The sequence below is a fragment of the Brevundimonas sp. ALps5 genome, from assembly GCF_058681645.1.
On the sequence record NZ_CM178744.1, the window covers coordinates 1793805 to 1807733 of the forward strand.

A 13929-nucleotide genomic window follows, 5' to 3' on the forward strand; every position below is an offset into this window, starting at 1 on the left:
GTGCTCGACGTTCTGGTCATCCTGCTCCGGCTCGCGCAGTACGGCGGCGCTGTCGTCCTGCTCGGGACGCCGCTGTTCCTCCTCTACGGGTTGCGCGGGTCGGACGCGGTGGCCCTCGGCTGGACGAGATCCTTGCTGGTCAGCGCGGCGGCCGTGGTCGCCATAGGCTCCGCCGCCGCCTTCGCGGCCCAGACCGCTGTGATGGCGGGCTCGCTGACTGAAGGTCTCAAGCCGGCGACGCTCGGCTTCATGCTCACGGGCACGAGCCTCGGACCCGCCTTTCTCGTCCGGACGCTGGCCGCGTTGCTCGCGCTTCTTGCGCTCATCCAAGACAAGCCGTCCCGCGGCCTGTGGGGATTCTTCGCCGTCGCCGGTCTGATCGTCGGCGCCAGCTTCGCCTGGACGGGACACGGCGCGGCCACCGAAGGCGCCGGGCGCTATGTGCATCTGACGGCCGCTATTTTGCACAGCTGGGCGGCGGCGGTGTGGCTCGGCGCGCTCGCGGCGCTGCTTATCCTGACCTTCGGGCGACGGTCAAAAACGGTTGATAGCGACAGGATCCTTCATCGAGCGCTTCACGGATTTGCCGGCGTCGGAACCGCATCGGTCGCCGTCCTGGTTCTGAGCGGACTGGTGAACAGCTGGTTCATGGTCGGACCCGATCGTATCGCTGGCCTCTTGAGCACGCCCTACGGTCTGCTGTTGACGGGCAAGCTCGTGCTCTTCGCGCTCATGCTGGTTCTGGCGGCCGCGAACCGCTTTTATCTGACGCCCCACCTCGGCAGCGCCCTGGACGATCCCGAGTATCTTGGCCCCGCCATTTCACGGCTGAAACGCAGCTTGGTGATGGAGACCCTCCTCGCCCTGGGGCTGCTGGCCCTGGTGTCCATCATGGGAACCCTGGCTCCGGTCTCGGCCATGGAAATGGCGATGTAGCCGTTGGCGCGCGCCGAACGCGCTGGAGCCAGGTGCGTCGCACGCGCTCTTGGGACCGGCTGCGAATGGCCGTTGGCCCAGCGACCTGGACCCGCCTAGACTGCTCAAGAATTGAGGGGGCGCGCCGTGTCAGATCGAGTTCGTGATCTTATTGAACAGTGGCGGCGCGACCCGGCTGCGACCTACCAGACCTGGTTCTTGTGGGACGAGCGTCTGAAGAATTTCCGCTCCATCCGTCGCGGCATCGGCCAGGTCGTCAAGGAGATCGAAGCAGGCCGGTTCGGCGTGGCCTATCGCGGGTCGTCGCTGGAGACGATCGTTCATTCGGTGGCCGAACAACGGCAGATCTTCAAGGGCGCGGACCATGCCTTCCTCTGGAAGCCCAAACTTCGCATCCCGGACATCTACGAAAACCCGGCCAATCAACGCGCTTTCGGCCGGCTCCTGCATCACTGCAGCTGTTGTTCGACAGCAACGGAAATTCTCGCGGGCATCCGCACGATCGACCAACTCCGAATCAAGGGACTCGGGCCTGCAGTGGCCAACCTGATCTATTTTCTCCATCCCACCCACGTTTCGCCGTTCAATACCGCGATCGTCAACGGCTACAACGCGATCACCGGATCAAAGGTCAAGCTCGGGAGCTGGGAGCACTACCTTGCGATGCGGCAAGGAATTTTGGCCCTCAACGCTCGCTACAGCGATCTTCTGTCCAACGATCTCGGGGCGATCGCGGGCTTCCTGTTCGACGTGGGCTCCGGCCGTTATCCCGCGCCGCCCCTGGACGACGAGAGTCTGTCCGCCAGCGGCTGGGACGCGCGGCTGGCCGAAGCGCGCGCCGAAGCGGTCAAGTTCGAGAAGACCGCGCTCCAGCAGGGCGAGACGGACCGGACCCACACAGAGATCCAGGCCTGGGTCCGTGATCTGGGTCGCGCGCTGGGCTACAGGGTCTGGATCGCGTCCAATGACCGCGGGCGCCAGCACGAGGGCGCACGCCTGAGCGAGGGCTGCCTAGAACAACTACCGCCGTCGCTGGCGAACGGTCCAGGCGCCGAGTCCATCCGGCTGATCGACGTACTCTGGCTGGAGGGAGACGCGGACCGCGTGGCGGCCGCCTTCGAGGTCGAGCATTCCACCACGATCTACTCCGGTGTCGTGCGAATGCTGGACCTCGCCCTGTCAGGCGAACTAAACATCTCCGCCGGCCTTTTCCTGGTCGCTCCCGACAGCCGCGAAAACGATGTGCGGGCGCAGTTGCAACGTCCGGCCTTCAGCCGGATCGCCGATCTCAATGTGCGCTATCTGCCCTACGGAGAACTGGAACGGCACCGGGCATCAATCGCCCGCTTCGGAACCGGTCTCAGGGCTCTGACCGAGATTTCGCACCGCGTGACCTGATCGTCGGTGACTGGCCCGCCTCGCATCCAGGTCGTTCTGGCTCACAGGCCTGATAGGCAAGAGCGCGATCCTCCAGCCGCACCCGCCAGGTGATCAGCATGGCATTAAGCGCGGTGAACACCACTGCTATCCAGACCTGGCCGAAAACCAGCGGCAGGATGGCGATCTCAAGAGATGCGATCCAGTAGTTGGGATGACGAATGACCCGGAAGGGCCGGATCGGACTAGCGGCGCGCCGGGCAGGTGATGATCCGAGTGGTCCAAAACCGGCCAAGGTCGCGATCACCCCGCTTGCTCCAGCGCGCTCGTCGTGCTCTCGGCCATCAGGGCGACTGCGTGTTCCAGGAACAGGTCGTTCCGCTCCGCGAAGCTGTGCGGCTGCAGATACCAGTCCATTGGGACGCACGAATGCCGTGTGTCGATCAAGGCGTTTCGATAGATAGGCGCCAGCCGCTCGAAACCGCCGTGGGTCGTGGCGAACATTTCGGCCCCGTTGGCCGCGACGTCCTCTTGCCGCAGGATGTGCGGCGGCCAGGCGGTGGTCAGGGCGGCGAGACGCGGTGGTGAAGTCCGGTCGTTGTCTCTTGGCAGAGCTTCCTGTGATCGAGCCGTCGCCTGCCTCATGGCTCCCGCTTGCGAACCGCACGCGCCATTTTCAGGTCGCGGGAGATCCGTATCCACAGCAGGATGAAGCCCGAAATCACAATGCTCAGGGTCAAGGCGGTAGTGATGATGATCAGGGGGTGATTGAAGTCCTCGCCGTCGTTCCAGTCCATGACGTGCAGTCGCCAGAAGAAGTCGAAGATCCGCCACACGCCCGAGCGGCGCGTCACCACTTCGCCTGTCGCTGGCGACAGGTAGAAGGCCGTCTTTTCGCGGTCGGCGAAGTCTACCCGCCACAGCGGTCCGGTGCGTCCCGTCTCCTCGGGCGCCGTCGCCAGAAGAACCGCGCCGGAAACCCGCGCCTCGCCCTTGTACGCGCCCTTGGCGAAGGCCGAGGCGTCGGCGGCCGACATCGGTCCGAACGGCCGGCCGGTCGCGGCGGACACGACGACTGGCTCGCCCGACGCCGGCTTCAAGGTCCAGGCCGCCCCCCGCGGCGTCGTGTGAAGCTCCGCCTGGACAGGCGCGACGCCCGCTCGGCGCGCGATCTCGCTCAGTGCCGGAAGCGCGCCGAGCTCCAGCGGGCTCGGCTTGAGGTCAACCGCCCGATGTTCGCCGCGCACCGTCTCGATCGGAATGGCCGTCATCACCAGACCGCCGCCGACCCAGAACAGGACCTGAAGGCCGACGACGAGCGCAATCCATTTGTGCAGCTGGGTGGAGAGCTTGAGAACCTTCATCCCTGGGCCTCGCCTAGCCGTGACGCGCGAAGACGCGCGTACCGCCGCCCTTGAGGATCAGCAGGGTCTCATAGGGCTCACGTTGGCCGTCTGGCGTCTCCATGCCGGGAGACCCCAGCGGCATCGCCGGCACTGCGAGGCCCACGGCCTCGGGACGTTCGGCCAGAAGCTTGCGGACATCCTCGGCCGGCACATGGCCCTCGAGGACATAGCCGCCGATCATGGCCGTGTGGCAGGAGGCGAGCGCCTCGGGCACGCCTTGGGTGCTGCGTATAGAGCGAAGGCTCGGGAGTTCGTTGACCCGCGCCTTGAAGCCGGCGGCGCGCATGTGATCCACCCAGGCCGTGCAACAGGCGCAGGTCGGGGTCTTGTAGACCGCGAGCTCGGTCGATGAACGGGCGCCCGGAGCGCAGGCCGCGACGGCGACGGAGCCGGCCCCCGCGGCCAGAAACGCACGGCGTGAAAGGGTGGGCATCGATCTCATGGGTCCCTCTGGCGAGCGATATCTGGAGGCCGCCGATGACGGTCGCCGCCGCGATCAGGCGGCGGGGCGGAAGGGCCGGGCCGAGGAGTGATAGACGTCGAACCTCCACTCGTCACCCCGCTTGCGCAGGACGCTCGTGGCGGCGCCGCGGCGCTCTATGGGGGCCCGGGCTCCGTCCTTGAAGGTGATGTGGAAGGTGTAGGTCTCGCTCACGAAGGCGGTGTCGCCGTCAACCTCGACTTTCATTTCGTGGTTGCGGAAGTCGAAGCCGGCCAGATCGGCGAATTCGGGCCCGAGATGGTGCTCCAGATAATAGGCGAACGATCCCTCCACGCCGCCGTTCTCGAAGATCTCCGAGTCGGTCCAGAACAGGGCCGGCGTCTGCGACACGTCCATCCGCTCGATGGCGTCCTTGTAGGCGGTGACGACCGCTCGGACCTGGGCCTCGTCAGCGGATTGCGCATCGCCGGGGGCGTGCGCCGAGCCTGGCGTATGGGCCGAGCCGGGGGCGTGGGAGCGGGCCGGCGCCTGTGATTGAGCTTGCGCTTGGCCGGAGGTCGCGAGGAGGGCGGCGACCGCCGATCCGGCGAGTGCTGAACGGAACATCATGGTGCAGTCTCCTGGTTTGCCGCGGCCGCAGTAGAACCCGGTCCGGCGAAGTAGATGAAGAACGAGGCGTTCGGGCGACGACGGACCCCAAGGCCGTCAGAACATCAGATGCCTCATGCCATGGGTCAGCATCCCGCCCAGCAGGCCGTTGACCACCACGGCGGCGGCGGTCACGGTCAAAAGACCGATGTAGATCAGCTCGCGCCCGCGCCCCGGCCGGCGGACCCATTGTTCCTTCGCCCACCAGCTCAGCAGGCCGAGCGCGGCGATCGAGGTGCCGAGCCACCGATGGTAGAGGTGAGTCACATCGTCCTTCCCGGGCAGCCCCATAGCGAACCATCCCAGCGCCACCGCGGCGACCGCGGAGATCGCCGCCAGGGCGATGATCACCCGCGTGCCCTGGGTCAGGACCGGCCGACGCAGCGTCAGGGCGGCGATCTCGAGGAGCGCGGCGACGAGGAACAGCGCGATCGGGAAATGGACGGCGGCGGGATGCATGGCGCCGAGCCAGCGATACAGGCGCTGGGGCATTGGCTTGGGACCCTCGTCCGCCGTCATGGCCCCGTGTTCCATGTCCATAGCCATCCCCGGCATGGCCATCACGCCGCCTTCTGGCACGGCGCCCGCCGGCGCGGCGGCCTGGGCACGGGCCGCGGCCTGCTTGTCATGATCCTCGTGCGCGAACGCGGGCGCGCTGACAGACAGCGCCACCACCAGGGCGATCCCCGACAGAAGTTTGCGTATCGACATTGTTCTCTCCCATCCCGTCCCTTCTGCTAACTACGCACCGGGGAGGCCGTCCCCTCGTTTGAGGGATTTGGCTTGTTTCGGCGTAGTAGGGATTAGGGGCGCAAGGAGAGTGTTCGATGGCGCGTAATTTGGATGATCTTTTGGCCGGATCGGCGGCGACGCCCTTGGGCCGGTCGCTCGACGGGCTCGAACCGCTCGTCTGGAGCCGGGTCGACGCGCTTCGCGGCGAAAGGCTCGCGTCGCAACTGCGTTTGGGGGCCGTCGCCATGGCCCTGGTCACCGGCCTGACGGCAGGCGGCGTCGGCGCGGTCGCCGCCCCCAGACCGGCCGGGGAGATGGCCATTTTCACGGTCGACGCGGGCCTGTCGCCTCTGGTGAGACTGGAAACCGGCCGATGAAGCGCGGCTGGCAGGCCATCGCCCTGACGGCCGTCCTGGCGGCGGTCGCCAGCGGCGCGGGCACTTGGATCAGCGCCAGCTGGGTGCTGAGCCGGCGCGAACCGCCATCCCTGCACGACATCGTGCACCACGACCTGAAGCTCTCGCCCGACCAGCTGACCCGCATCGACGCAGTCGAAGCCCGGTTCGCCGCGCGCCGGCCCGCGCTCGAAGCGGACGTCCGCGCGGCCAATCAGGAACTGGCGCGCGCGATCGCACGGAGCGACGGCGACGGTCCCCAGGTCCAGGCGGCGGTGGACCATTTCCACGTCGCCATGGGCGCCTTGCAGAAGGAGACGATCGCCCACGTCTTCGAGATGCGGTCCGTTCTGACGCCGGCCCAGGCCGAGGTATTCGACGACCGTATCGTCGAGGCCCTCGCGCCCGACGAAGGCTAGCGTTCCGCGTGGACAGCCCCAACGACCTGTCAGCCCGCGCCGCCGGCGGGGACCGGGCGGCCTTCAGCGAGTTGATGCGGCAGACCAAGACTTCTCTGTTCCGTTTCGTCCGGCGCTATGTCGGCGATGAACAGGACGCCTGGGACCTGTTGCAGGACACCTATGCGGCGGCCTGGATCAACATTCGCCGCTACGACCCGGTCCGACCCTTCGAGGCCTGGATCCGGACCATCGCACTCAATAAATGCCGGGACTGGAGCCGTCGCCGCTTCGTTCGGCGGCTCATCCGGGGCGGCGTCGACCTGTCGTCGCCGGAAGCCATGTCCGTGCCGGACGGGGCCGAGGCGGTGGATGACCGGATGGATGCCAGCGCAAGGCTGGCGCGGTTGAACGAGGCTGTGAGCCATCTGCCGCCGCACCTCAAGGCTCCGCTTCTGCTGACGGCGATCGAGGGGCGCAGTCAGGCGGAAACGGCCGGGATGCTGGGTGTCTCCATCAAGACCGTGGAGACCCGCGTGGCGCGGGCTCGTCGCAAGCTGTCCGAGGCGCTGGACGACACGCCCGCTGTCCGGGCCGCTCTTGAGTGATCAGCTCGAGGGTCCTCGGAACCTTCGTCGCGCCTTAGCCCCGCTCGGGCCGCAGCGGCGCTCCGTCGATCGACCTCCAGGCGGCGAGGGATGCGGCGCCCGTCCGCGTATTCTAGTATGAGGGCGTCGCGGGAAATCGACCCGATCATCGCCCTTTTCTTTCAGGAGCTTGTCACATGAGAGTCCCGATCCTAGCCGCCGCAGCGGCGATCACCTTGGGCGCCTGCCAGCCGGCCGCCGACCCTCAACCGGTCGAGGCCCAGACGGCGCCGGGCGCCTCGGCGACGACCCCGATGGAGGCCGCGCCGGTCGCCACGCCCGAGCCGACCCCGCAGCCGCAGGCCGCCGCATCAGCCCCGGCGCCGTCCCCCCGGGCCTCGACGCCCCGACCGACCCGCCCCGCGCCGGCGCCAGCACCCGCCCCGACGCCGCCGCCGGCCGATCCGATGGCCGGCCATGACATGTCGAAGATGGACGGCATGACCATGCCGCCCAACCAGTAGTCCACGTAAGCATCAGGAAGTCTCTCATGAACCGTTCAATCCTCACCAGCCTGGCCGCTCTGGCGGCGCTGGCTCCCGTCTCCCTCGCCCAGGCCCAGAGCCATTCGCACGCGGGCATGTCGGCGCAGGATCACGCCGCCATGCAGGCCCCCGCCAACGGCGTCGTCACCGCGCCCGCGGACAACGCCATGCTAGCGGTCGCGCCGACGACCTTCTCGGCGACGTTCCCGCACGCCATGACCCTGACCTCTCTCAGGCTGACGGGCCCTGACGCCCGGTCCATCGACGTGGCTGTGGTCGACGACGCGGCGCCGGTCACCACGGTCAGCGCGCCCCTCCCCATCCTGGCCCCCGGATCCTATTCCGCCGCCTGGGCCGCGAAGGGCGCCGACGGCCACCAGATGAACGGCCTCGTCCGTTTCATGGTTCACTGAGGGATCGGCCTCCCGCCTCCTGAGGGGCCGAAGCCGGATGTGGAAGGAACGCCGCGCGACCTGCCGCGCGGCGTTTTTCCGTCGTCGATCAGCGGTCGGCTCCCCGGCTGACCCCTCGCGATGGTCTTTCAGCCCTGGGCTCAGTCGGCGCGCCGTGATCGCCGGCCGGCGCGATCCATCCGGCCGGGGGGCGAACTACGCTCCTGAAGGTGGGGCGCCAAGCTCGCCAATGTCCGGGTCACAACGTGGGCGTCGCCGAAACCGCGTCCTACAGCTTGGCCAGCCTCCGGGTCGTACAGAATGGTGAAACAGCCCAGCGCCTTGGCCGGGCGAATGTCCCATTCCAGACTGTCTCCGACGACACAGACCTCGGGCGGATCGACGTTCAAGGCGGCAAACACTCGCCTGAACGCGCCCGGATCGGGCTTGCCAACGCCGACCTCGCCTTCAATCTGGATATGATGGAAACGCGAAGCCAGACCGAAACGCTCGATCTTGGCGCGCTGCAGTGGACCGGCGCCGTTGGTGAGCAGCGCGAGCCGGTATCCAGCGTCCCGCAGTTGGACCAACACGGCGTCCGCCTTGGGTTCGAGCCGCATCTGCCGGTCGCGATGGAGGCTGAAGGCGTCGGCGATGCGCTCTGCGATCTCGGGAGATACCGTTGGACTACTGTCGCGCCGCAAGGCCTCGAAGGCTTTGGCTGCGATGACGCGCCGGGCCTGCTTCGGGTCTGCGCGGCCCACGGCGTGGCTGTCCGGATCGCTCCAGAAGGCCCGCCCCGCCTCCGTCAGGGCGCGCGCTGCAACGTCCGGAGCGAGGTCGCCAAGCTCGGTCTGGTATACCTGACAGACGCTGCGCCACGCCAGATCAGGGCGGCGATAGGCTGAGAGCAGGGTGTCATCCAGATCGATCACGACGGCCCGGATCCGCCGCTCCGCTGTCATTGGACAACACCGGGCCGGTCACCGGCCGGCGCAAGGCACAGGCTGTAGCGAGGCCCTGGCCCCGGCGGGGGCGTCCTGACAACCGACCCGTTGCGTGCCTGTGGGGGCGCCGGCGTCAAGACAAGACCCGCCGCCGCTTCGCTAGAACCACGCCCGAATGCCGACGACCAGCCGGGTGTCTTCCGAGCTTCGCCCGTCAGCTTCCAGGAAGTCCGCCGTATTGCCGAAGCTCTTGGTCCATTCGACGCCGACATAGGGTGCGAATTCCTTGCGGAACTCGTAGCGCAAGCGGGCCCCGATCTGGAGCGTCGACAGGCCGGACCCGATCCGGAGTTCGGGGATGTCCTCCGCCGACAGCACCACCTCGGCCCGGGGCTGCACGATCCAGCGATTGGTGATCCGCTGATCATATTCGGCCTCCGCCCTCGCCGTCAGTTCGCCCTTGTTGGACAGGAAGGCCGCCGCATCGACCTCGAACCAGTAGGGCGCCAGACCCTGAATGCCGACGACCAGATCGGTCCGGTCGCCCTCGGGCCGGTAGGTCTGCCGCAGGCCGGTCTGGAAGTCGAAGAAGGGTCGGAACGCCCGGCTGTAGAGGGCCTGGATCTCGGCCTCCTCGACCTCGCCGTCAAAAGCGCCCTCCCCTTCCGACTTCCACCAGAACCGATTGATGTCGCCGCCGGTCCAGCCCTGGGCGTCCCAGGCGTAGCCTTCCTCGTCGTCGCCAAAGGTCGCTTCGAGCTGGTCGATGATGACCGCCGTCGTGCGGACGTTTCCGTGCTCGACCAACAGCTGGGCGCGGGCCGCCGCCATTTCGGCGGGGTCGAACAGCAGGTCGGCGGCATTGGCCGGCCCGCTTGCCGCGCCCGCCGGAGCGGGGGCTTCCGGTGGACGTCCGGGATTGTTCGCGCTGGTCGGGACGTCGGGCGGCATGGCCATTCCGGACATGTCGTGTCCGGCCGGCATCTGACCCATCGTCGACATGTCGTGCCCCGCCGGCATGGCCGGCGCGGGCGGGGTCTGACCCATGGTCGACATGTCATGGCCGGCATGCGGGGACGCGGCGGCCGGAGCCGGCTGGGTCTGGCCCATCGTCGACATGTTGTGTCCCGCCGGCATGGCTGGCGCGGGCTGGGTCTGACCCATGGTCGACATATCATGACCGGCATGCGGGGACGTGGCGGCCGGAGCCGGCTGAGTCTGGCCCATCGTCGACATGTCGTGCCCCGCGGGCATGGCTGGCGCAGGCTGGGTCTGACCCATGGCCGACATGTCATGGCCGGCATGCGGGGACGCGGCGGCCGGAGCCGGCTGGGTCTGGCCCATAGCCGACATGTCGTGCCCCGCCGGCATGGCCGGCGCGGGCTGGGTCTGACCCATGGTCGACATGTCATGACCGGCATGTCTAGACGCGGCGGCTGGAGCGGGCTGCGTCTGGGGCATCGTAGACATGTCGTGTCCCGCAGGCATGGCCGGCGCAGGCCGGGTCTGGCCCATGGTCGACATGTCGTGCCCCGCCGGCATCGCCCCAGCCTGCAGACGGACGGGCACCGCGCCCGTCGGGCACGTCGGCGCTCCGGCCGTCCCTATCCGGGATGCATCGGCGGTGGAGGAGCCGCGCGCGACGCAACCCTCCGGAAGCGTCTGGCGAACAGGCGCGGGCGTTGCATGCCCGGCGTGGCTCTGCGCCAGCGCAGGCGTTCCCGCCGCCGCGGAGGCCGCGGCGAGGATCAGGGGAAGGACGGCGACCGACGTCTTCACGATGCAGCTCCTTCCATCGGACGGACCGTGACCACATTGAACATCCCGGCATGCATGTGCAGCAATAGGTGACAGTGGAAGGCCCAGTCGCCGGGGTTGTCGGCGGTCAGGTCGAAACTGACCTTGCCGCCCGGCGGAACGTTGACAGTGTGTTTGAGCGGCTGGTGCCCGGCAGGGCCCCCGGTGACCAGTTCGAAGAAATGGCCGTGCAGATGGATCGGGTGCGCCATCATGGAATCGTTGACCAGGGTCACGCGCACCCGCTCGTCCCGCTCGAACCGGATCGGCTCGACCAGCTCGCTGAATTTTCGGCCGTCAAAGCCCCACATGAACCGCTCCATATTGCCGGTCAGATGGATTTCCATCGTCCGGGACGGGGGACGCTGATCCTTGTTGGGCTGGAGCGAGACGAGGTCGGTGTAGACGAGGACGCGATGCGGAACATCCTGAAGCCCGATCGGACGCTCGCCCATGCGGTTGGCCGGCGCCATCGCGATGGCATCGACGCCCACACCGACCGCCATGTCGGGCGGCGCATTCTCGGGATCGCGCATGTTCATTCCGGCCATGGAGCCGTGATCCATTCCAGGCATCGCCCCGGCAGGCTGGGCAGGCACGGCGCCGTGATCCATGCCCGCCATGGCTCCGCCGGAGGCTCCGGTCATGGCCCCGTGGTCCATCCCGGCCATGGCTCCGCCCGGCTGGGCTCCCATGGACCCGTGATCCATTCCGCCCATGCCGCCCATGTCCCCCATGCCCATGTCCTTCATGGTCAGGTTGGGAACCTCCCGCAGCGGCGGAACCTCGGCGGTCATTCCAAGACGCGGCGCCAGGGTCGCCCGCCCCATGCCCGATCGGTCGATGGCTTCGGAGACGATGGTGTAGGCGCGGTCCTCGGTCGGCTGGACGATGACGTCATAGGTCTCGGCCACAGAAATCTGGAACTCGTCGGTCTCGATCGGGCGCACATTCTCGCCGTCGGCCTGAACCACGGTCATCGGCAGTCCGGGAATTCGCACGTTGAAGATCGACATGGCCGAGGCGTTGATGATGCGCAACCGCACCCGCTCGCCGGGCCGGAACAGACCGGTCCAGTTCTCCCGCGGCCCGTGGCCGTTGATCAGATAGGTGTAGGTCGAGCCGTTGACGTCGAGGATGTCGCGCGGATCCATGCGCATCTCGCCCCACATCCGGCGCTCTTCCAGGCTCATCCGGTCGCTGCCGTCCAGCAGGCCGGCCAGGGTGGTGCGCTGGCGGTTGAAGTAACCGGGGCTCTTCTTGAGCTTGTCGAAGATTTCGTGCGGGTGCATGAAGCTCCAGTCCGACAGGACCAGCACATGTTCGCGGTCGTAGGCGACCGGGTCGGCGCCCGCCGGGTCGATGACGATGGGCCCGTAATGGCCGAGCGCCTCCTGCAGTCCTGAGTGGCTGTGGTACCAGAAGGTGCCGGACTGCCGGACCGGGAATTCGTAAACGAAGGTCTCGCGCGGGCGGATGCCGGGGAAGCTGACGCCCGGCACACCGTCCATCTGGAACGGCAGCAGGATGCCGTGCCAGTGGATGGATGTGTCCTCATCAAGCTGGTTCGTCACCGCGAGGCGGACGTTCTGGCCTTCGCGCAAACGGAGCACCGGCGCGGGAAGCACGCCGTTGATCGTTGTGGCCGTGGCGGTGCGCCCGTTCACGGTGAACGGCGACTGACCGATCGTCAGGTCGATGTTCGGGCCGGTGAGGGTCGGCAGGTCCGCCCGCAACCCCGGCGAACCTGTCTGGGCCCAGGCGGGCATCAAGCCCTGCAGGGCCGCGAGACCGCCTCCGGCGACAGCGCCGCGCAGCAGTAGTCGACGATCCAGCTTCATGGGATACTCCTGAAAGTCATGACCGCGCCTCCGTACGGCGACGATCTATAGGGATTTACGCAGGCGACGCGGTCGGCCCTCGCGACACGCTGCCGCAGAGCCGACCGCGCCGGCGGCCCTCGCGGCCGCCCGCCGAATTACCGCCGCGCCAGGAGAGCCTTCATCTGGGCGATCTCCTGTTCCTGGGAGCGGACGATTTCCTCGCACAGACCGAGCACTTCCGGATCCGTCAGCGAGGCTTGCTGGCACATCAGGATGGCGCCGGAGTGGTGCGGGATCATCGAACGCAGGAACTCCGTGTCTCCCACCGCCGCCTGGGTCCGCATACCCCAGAAGCTGACCGCAAACACCAGGGCGGCAGCCCCGCCGATCAGCAGATTCGTCCGTTTCGACGGATACATCGACCGCATGAACACCAGCATGAGGATCGCCATAGGCGAGACCATCATGAGGGTCATGTAGACGTTGTTGAGGTTGAAGTAGAAATGATTGAGGGACGCGATCATCGTGTACATCACGAGGTACATGATGATGAAATCCAGGACGAGCTCGATCGCGAACGACCGATAGCTCCCCTTCATGGCGTGCATGGTCTTCATGTTTTCCATCGATTGTTCTTCCTCTACTCGCAAATCTGCAACGGGACTTCTCGCCGACGCCGGATCATCCTGCGCTGGCGGGATGAGCCTCCAGCCAGGCGCGCAGCTCCGCGATGTCCGCGGTCTGCATCTCGATCGTCTTCTGCGCCATGCGCCGGATGTCGGCGTCCTGGCTTTCGCGCAGCACCACCTGGGCCATGTCGAGGGCGCCCTGGTGATGCGCGATCATCTTGCGAGCCCAGGTCTGGTCCGTGTCGACCCCGGTCGCGGCCATCATGGCCTCCATCATTTTCGCTTCGGCCGGCGCGAACGGCGGCTCACCGCCTCCGCCCGGCGCTGCCGCACCGGCTGCGGCCCCCACGTTTGTTTCGAGCCAACGCTGGAGCTCGGCGATGTCCCCGGTCTGCATCTCGACGGTCTTCTGCGCCATCCGGCGAATGTCGGCATCCCGCGTGTCGCGCAGCACGATCTGGGACATATCGAGGGCGCCTTGGTGATGGGGGATCATCTTGCGGGCCCATGCCTCTCCGGCGCTGGCTCCCGTCGCCGACCTCATGGCCTCGTGCATCCTCGCCTCGGCGGCGGAGAAGGGCGTCTGCGCCATCGCCATGGGCTCCGGAGTCTGCGCCGACTCGTCGGCCTTGGAGGCCGCCGGCGGCTCGGCGGCCGGGCTGCACGCCGCCACGAGGAGAGCGGAACAGCCGGCGAGCAGAACGGACGAGCGTGTGAAGGTCAGGTTGAACATCGGGTGTCTCCGGCGTGGGGCGGCGCCGGCGAATCGGCCGGCGGCTAGTTGAAGAGGGCGCCGGCGAGGCGGCGGCGGGACGCGGACTTGAACCGGGATCTCGGCGCCGATGCGCAACCGGACATGAACGCCAGTTAAATCC

Annotated in this window: 18 protein-coding genes; 7 read left to right on the forward strand and 11 right to left on the reverse strand. The window is 67.6% G+C overall.

What is annotated here, in order from left to right:
• Both copD and ACW172_RS08670 read left to right on the forward strand, forming a co-directional pair.
• Positions 1 to 936 (forward strand): copper homeostasis membrane protein CopD, encoded by a 936-nt coding sequence (gene copD, locus ACW172_RS08665; RefSeq protein WP_184279852.1) that lies wholly within the window; start codon positions 1 to 3, stop codon positions 934 to 936.
• Positions 937 to 1062: 126 nt separating this feature from the next.
• Positions 1063 to 2334 (forward strand): type II restriction enzyme NmeDI-related protein, encoded by a 1272-nt coding sequence (locus ACW172_RS08670; RefSeq protein WP_088582921.1) that lies wholly within the window; start codon positions 1063 to 1065, stop codon positions 2332 to 2334.
• Here ACW172_RS08670 and ACW172_RS08675 read toward each other — a convergent pair.
• From ACW172_RS08675 to ACW172_RS08700, 6 genes are all read right to left on the reverse strand, one after another.
• Entirely contained in the window at positions 2297 to 2620 is a 324-nt protein-coding gene (locus ACW172_RS08675; protein WP_205678542.1) for an isoprenylcysteine carboxylmethyltransferase family protein, read from the reverse strand. The genes ACW172_RS08670 and ACW172_RS08675 overlap by 38 nt on opposite strands.
• Positions 2617 to 2958 carry a hypothetical protein gene (locus tag ACW172_RS08680; protein ID WP_088582511.1) on the reverse strand — a complete coding sequence of 114 codons (342 nt, stop codon included), beginning with the start codon at positions 2956 to 2958 and terminating at the stop codon, positions 2617 to 2619. The genes ACW172_RS08675 and ACW172_RS08680 overlap by 4 nt, the downstream gene beginning before the upstream one ends.
• Entirely contained in the window at positions 2955 to 3677 is a 723-nt protein-coding gene (locus ACW172_RS08685) for a PepSY domain-containing protein (RefSeq protein ID WP_088582510.1), read from the reverse strand. Before ACW172_RS08685 ends, ACW172_RS08680 begins: the two co-directional genes overlap by 4 nt.
• A 13-nt stretch (positions 3678 to 3690) precedes the next feature.
• Entirely contained in the window at positions 3691 to 4152 is a 462-nt protein-coding gene (locus ACW172_RS08690) for a DUF411 domain-containing protein (protein ID WP_088582509.1), read from the reverse strand.
• A 63-nt stretch (positions 4153 to 4215) separates the two neighbouring features.
• On the reverse strand, positions 4216 to 4770 hold the full coding sequence (locus ACW172_RS08695) for a YybH family protein (protein ID WP_135194142.1): 555 nt from the start codon (positions 4768 to 4770) through the stop codon (positions 4216 to 4218).
• Positions 4771 to 4866: 96 nt separating this feature from the next.
• Positions 4867 to 5520, reverse strand: coding sequence for a DUF2231 domain-containing protein (locus tag ACW172_RS08700; protein WP_426022432.1), 654 nt, complete (start codon positions 5518 to 5520; stop codon positions 4867 to 4869).
• A 116-nt stretch (positions 5521 to 5636) separates the two neighbouring features.
• On the opposite strand from ACW172_RS08700, the gene ACW172_RS08705 reads away from it, so the two are divergent.
• From ACW172_RS08705 to ACW172_RS08725, 5 genes are all read left to right on the forward strand, one after another.
• The gene (locus tag ACW172_RS08705) at positions 5637 to 5918 is read left to right on the forward strand and encodes a hypothetical protein (RefSeq protein WP_088582506.1); all 282 of its coding nucleotides are present in this window, start codon (positions 5637 to 5639) and stop codon (positions 5916 to 5918) included.
• Positions 5915 to 6355 (forward strand): Spy/CpxP family protein refolding chaperone, encoded by a 441-nt coding sequence (locus ACW172_RS08710; RefSeq protein WP_088582505.1) that lies wholly within the window; start codon positions 5915 to 5917, stop codon positions 6353 to 6355. Before ACW172_RS08705 ends, ACW172_RS08710 begins: the two co-directional genes overlap by 4 nt.
• 8 nt (positions 6356 to 6363) lie before the next feature.
• Entirely contained in the window at positions 6364 to 6942 is a 579-nt protein-coding gene (locus ACW172_RS08715) for an RNA polymerase sigma factor (protein WP_245159370.1), read from the forward strand.
• Between the two features lie 176 nt (positions 6943 to 7118).
• Positions 7119 to 7445: a hypothetical protein gene (locus ACW172_RS08720; protein ID WP_135194141.1), complete on the forward strand. Its 327-nt coding sequence runs from the start codon at positions 7119 to 7121 to the stop codon at positions 7443 to 7445.
• 26 nt (positions 7446 to 7471) lie between these two features.
• On the forward strand, positions 7472 to 7879 hold the full coding sequence (locus ACW172_RS08725) for a copper resistance CopC family protein (protein WP_052004988.1): 408 nt from the start codon (positions 7472 to 7474) through the stop codon (positions 7877 to 7879).
• A gap of 140 nt (positions 7880 to 8019) precedes the next feature.
• Here ACW172_RS08725 and ACW172_RS08730 read toward each other — a convergent pair whose 3' ends face one another.
• From ACW172_RS08730 to ACW172_RS08750, 5 genes are all read right to left on the reverse strand, one after another.
• A complete protein-coding gene (locus tag ACW172_RS08730; RefSeq protein ID WP_164952667.1) occupies positions 8020 to 8793 on the reverse strand; it encodes an HAD family hydrolase in 774 nt (257 codons plus the stop codon).
• 171 nt (positions 8794 to 8964) lie between these two features.
• On the reverse strand, positions 8965 to 10203 hold the full coding sequence (locus ACW172_RS08735; RefSeq protein WP_230307596.1) for a copper resistance protein B: 1239 nt from the start codon (positions 10201 to 10203) through the stop codon (positions 8965 to 8967).
• Between the two features lie 377 nt (positions 10204 to 10580).
• A complete protein-coding gene (locus ACW172_RS08740; RefSeq protein WP_035308097.1) occupies positions 10581 to 12443 on the reverse strand; it encodes a copper resistance system multicopper oxidase in 1863 nt (620 codons plus the stop codon).
• A 137-nt stretch (positions 12444 to 12580) separates the two neighbouring features.
• Positions 12581 to 13051, reverse strand: a complete 471-nt coding sequence (locus ACW172_RS08745) for a DUF305 domain-containing protein (protein WP_035308099.1) — start codon at positions 13049 to 13051, stop codon at positions 12581 to 12583.
• Positions 13052 to 13106: 55 nt separating this feature from the next.
• Positions 13107 to 13787, reverse strand: coding sequence for a DUF305 domain-containing protein (locus tag ACW172_RS08750; protein WP_052004990.1), 681 nt, complete (start codon positions 13785 to 13787; stop codon positions 13107 to 13109).
• Between the last annotated feature and the right edge of the window lie 142 nt (positions 13788 to 13929).

What these genes read in the sequence shown, in the direction of transcription:
- ACW172_RS08705 (WP_088582506.1), top strand. Translation starts at nt 5,637, where the DNA reads ATGGCGCGTAATTTGGATGATCTTTTGGCCGGATCGGCGGCGACGCCC.
- ACW172_RS08680 (WP_088582511.1), bottom strand. Translation starts at nt 2,958, where the DNA reads ATGAGGCAGGCGACGGCTCGATCACAGGAAGCTCTGCCAAGAGACAAC.
- ACW172_RS08740 (WP_035308097.1), bottom strand. Translation starts at nt 12,443, where the DNA reads ATGAAGCTGGATCGTCGACTACTGCTGCGCGGCGCTGTCGCCGGAGGC.
- ACW172_RS08685 (WP_088582510.1), bottom strand. Translation starts at nt 3,677, where the DNA reads ATGAAGGTTCTCAAGCTCTCCACCCAGCTGCACAAATGGATTGCGCTC.
- ACW172_RS08690 (WP_088582509.1), bottom strand. Translation starts at nt 4,152, where the DNA reads ATGCCCACCCTTTCACGCCGTGCGTTTCTGGCCGCGGGGGCCGGCTCC.
- ACW172_RS08735 (WP_230307596.1), bottom strand. Translation starts at nt 10,203, where the DNA reads ATGGGTCAGACCCAGCCCGCGCCGGCCATGCCGGCGGGGCACGACATG.
- ACW172_RS08720 (WP_135194141.1), top strand. Translation starts at nt 7,119, where the DNA reads ATGAGAGTCCCGATCCTAGCCGCCGCAGCGGCGATCACCTTGGGCGCC.
- ACW172_RS08700 (WP_426022432.1), bottom strand. Translation starts at nt 5,520, where the DNA reads ATGTCGATACGCAAACTTCTGTCGGGGATCGCCCTGGTGGTGGCGCTG.
- ACW172_RS08745 (WP_035308099.1), bottom strand. Translation starts at nt 13,051, where the DNA reads ATGGAAAACATGAAGACCATGCACGCCATGAAGGGGAGCTATCGGTCG.
- ACW172_RS08710 (WP_088582505.1), top strand. Translation starts at nt 5,915, where the DNA reads ATGAAGCGCGGCTGGCAGGCCATCGCCCTGACGGCCGTCCTGGCGGCG.
- ACW172_RS08695 (WP_135194142.1), bottom strand. Translation starts at nt 4,770, where the DNA reads ATGATGTTCCGTTCAGCACTCGCCGGATCGGCGGTCGCCGCCCTCCTC.
- ACW172_RS08725 (WP_052004988.1), top strand. Translation starts at nt 7,472, where the DNA reads ATGAACCGTTCAATCCTCACCAGCCTGGCCGCTCTGGCGGCGCTGGCT.
- ACW172_RS08750 (WP_052004990.1), bottom strand. Translation starts at nt 13,787, where the DNA reads ATGTTCAACCTGACCTTCACACGCTCGTCCGTTCTGCTCGCCGGCTGT.